Source organism: Noviherbaspirillum malthae (assembly GCF_015352985.1).
In the GTDB taxonomy this organism is placed as follows: domain Bacteria; phylum Pseudomonadota; class Gammaproteobacteria; order Burkholderiales; family Burkholderiaceae_D; genus Noviherbaspirillum; species Noviherbaspirillum malthae.
In genome coordinates, this window is record NZ_JACYXF010000159.1 from 1 (window position 1) to 2,402 (window position 2,402).

At 60.5% G+C, this 2,402-nt stretch carries 3 protein-coding genes; all 3 read right to left on the reverse strand.

Translation table 11 applies throughout. The features are described from left to right. Positions 1–42: 42 nt before the first annotated feature. Genes tnpC through tnpA form a run of 3 tightly spaced genes read right to left on the reverse strand, consistent with a single transcriptional unit; the run spans position 43 to position 2,357 of the window. Entirely contained in the window at positions 43–1,554 is a 1,512-nt protein-coding gene (gene tnpC, locus IGW03_RS37420) for an IS66 family transposase (protein WP_194727451.1), read from the reverse strand. Positions 1,555–1,614: 60 nt separating this feature from the next. Next, positions 1,615–1,950 (reverse strand): IS66 family insertion sequence element accessory protein TnpB, encoded by a 336-nt coding sequence (gene tnpB / locus IGW03_RS37425; protein ID WP_194727452.1) that lies wholly within the window; start codon positions 1,948–1,950, stop codon positions 1,615–1,617. Further along, on the reverse strand, positions 1,947–2,357 hold the full coding sequence (gene tnpA / locus IGW03_RS37430; RefSeq protein WP_323745072.1) for an IS66-like element accessory protein TnpA: 411 nt from the start codon (positions 2,355–2,357) through the stop codon (positions 1,947–1,949). Before tnpA ends, tnpB begins: the two co-directional genes overlap by 4 nt. Positions 2,358–2,402: the final 45 nt, after the last annotated feature.

Here is a 2,402-nt window from a genome sequence, read left to right on the forward strand (position 1 = left end):
GCCATCCCACATTGACGGGATACCGAATCTACGAGCAGAAGTTTAGGCGGGCGTCCAGCGATGCGGCAGCAGTTCGGTGACACGGCTAGCCGGCAGTGTCGGTAAGCGTTCGAGGACATCCTTCATGTAGGCGTGCACGTCAAGGCCGTTCAGCCGCGCCGAGTGCAATAGCGTCATCACCGCGGCAGCACGCCGCCCCGCCCGCAGACTACCGGCGAACAACCAGTTCTTTTTTCCAAGGGCAATAGGCCGAATCTGGTTTTCCACCCAGTTGTTGTCGATCGGGACAGTACCATCGTCCAGGTACCGCGTCAGAGGTCCCCAACGGTCCAGACTGTAATTGATCGCTTTGGCAGTCGCGCTGCCATCAGGGACTCGCTGCCGTTGCGCCAGTAACCAGGCATGTAACATATCAGCTGCCGGTCTGGCCAGTCGATTCCGCACTTCTTGCCTGCTTTCGGCATCCAGGTGCTGTACCTGCCGCTCAATATCGTACATTGCACCGAACAGCTTCAACGCTTCCTCGGCAATCTGGCTCTTGTGGTTGGCATAGAGCTCATGGAACTTGCGGCGTGCATGTGCCATGCAACCAGCTTCGATGATGCCTTGCTTGAACAAGTGCTTGTAGCCGCTGAAGTCGTCACAGATCAACGTACCGCGCCAGTCACCAAGCAATTCCCCGGCATGTCGACCGGCGCGGGATTCGGCGAAGTCGAACACCACCGCCTTCATCGAATTCATGCTGGTGCTGCAGTAACTCCACAGATAGGCGCGATGCGTCTTGCCGTTGCCCGGCTTGAGCATGGCCACCGGCGTCTCGTCGGCATGCAAGACACGCTGTGCCAGCAGTTCCTGGCTCAGTGCATCGACCAGCGGCTGCAACTGCACACCGCATACGCCTACCCACTGTGCCAGCGTTGAGTCTGGAATCGCAAATCCGGCACGGCCGTAGATGCCGCTTTGTCGGTACAAGGGCAAATGATCCAGATATTTGGCAACCAGGACATGGGCCAGCAGACCAGCGGTCGGAATGCCCTTGTCAATGATCTGCGGCGGCACCGGAGCTTGCACCAACGTCTCGCATTGACGGCAGACCCACTTGCCGCGAACATGGCGCTCCACTGTAAAGACGCCTGGCTGGTAGTCAAGCTTCTCGGCCACGTCCTCGCCGATGCGCTGCAGTTGGCAGCCACAGCCGCAGGTAGTGGAATCAGGATCGTGGCGCACTTCCTTGCGCGGCAAGGATGCCGGCAACGCTGTGCGCTTGGGTTGCTGCTTCTTGCCCTCATCGTCGGCCGGCTTGGTCGGATTGAGTTGCTCGATCTCGGCTGTGAGCGCCTCGATGTCGGTGTCGAGTGTTTCGAACAGCATGCGCTGCTGCTCACCGGTGTAGGCTTCGCTGGAAGCGGCGAACTTGAGCCGCTTGAGGATGGCCATCTCGTGCGTAAGCTTGTCGATCAGGGCCTGCTTGCCACGCATCTCCTCCAGCAGGCGGCTGGCGAGCTGACGCAGTTCATCGGCGCCGAGAGTGGACAGGTCGAGGGCGGAAGTCATGCACGGCAGTGTGCCAGAACACCCGCCGCAAGTGAACAGAAACAGTATACGTACCGGGCGTTAGAGCACGGCGATGACGTGGTCAGTCGCCAGTGTTTTCCATGGCAGGCCGGTGACCAGTGCCTGCAACTGCTCGGCGTTCAGGCAGACAGTGATCGCTGAAGTGCCATCGGTCCAGACGAAGCGCCCGCGGTTAAGGCGGCGTGCTGCTAACCAGATCCCCAAGCCGTCATAGACCAGGACCTTCATTCGCGTGCCGTTCTTGTTGGCAAACAGGTAGGCATGATGCGGGCGCGCCGCACCGAATACCTTGACCACACGGGCGAGCACGGTGTCGGTTCCGGCCCGCATGTCCAGCGGTTCAGTGGCCAGCCAGATGGCGTCAACACGGATCATCGCAGCCACCCCTGCAACCAGCGGGCGCACTCGCTGGCGGCGGCGTACGGCCAGCGGATCGTTACCATCGTGGCACCGCGCCTGAGTTCGATCACAATGTCCTGCGTGGCGGTGCTCGTCTGTGCGGCAGGCAGGGATAATGGAACGAATTCGGCGCCTGGCGTTGCCATGGCACCAAGCGCCTGTGCTGTGGCTTGCGTCTCTTCTTCGGTGGCCACCCAGCGACGCAGCAGGTTGGCGTTCAAACGATAGTGCAACGCGACAGCGGCGATTGAAACGCCAGGTTGCATGCAGGCCTTGATTGCCTGCGCCTTGAACTCGGCGCTATGCCGTCGGCGGCGGGTCGGTTTTACCTCAGCACTCTCTTCCATGATGTACACGTGTCCATTTCGTTCGTTGGTGGACACGATCCTCGCCGATCAGCGCGTTTCGATTCAAGGTGCCTTCGCCGA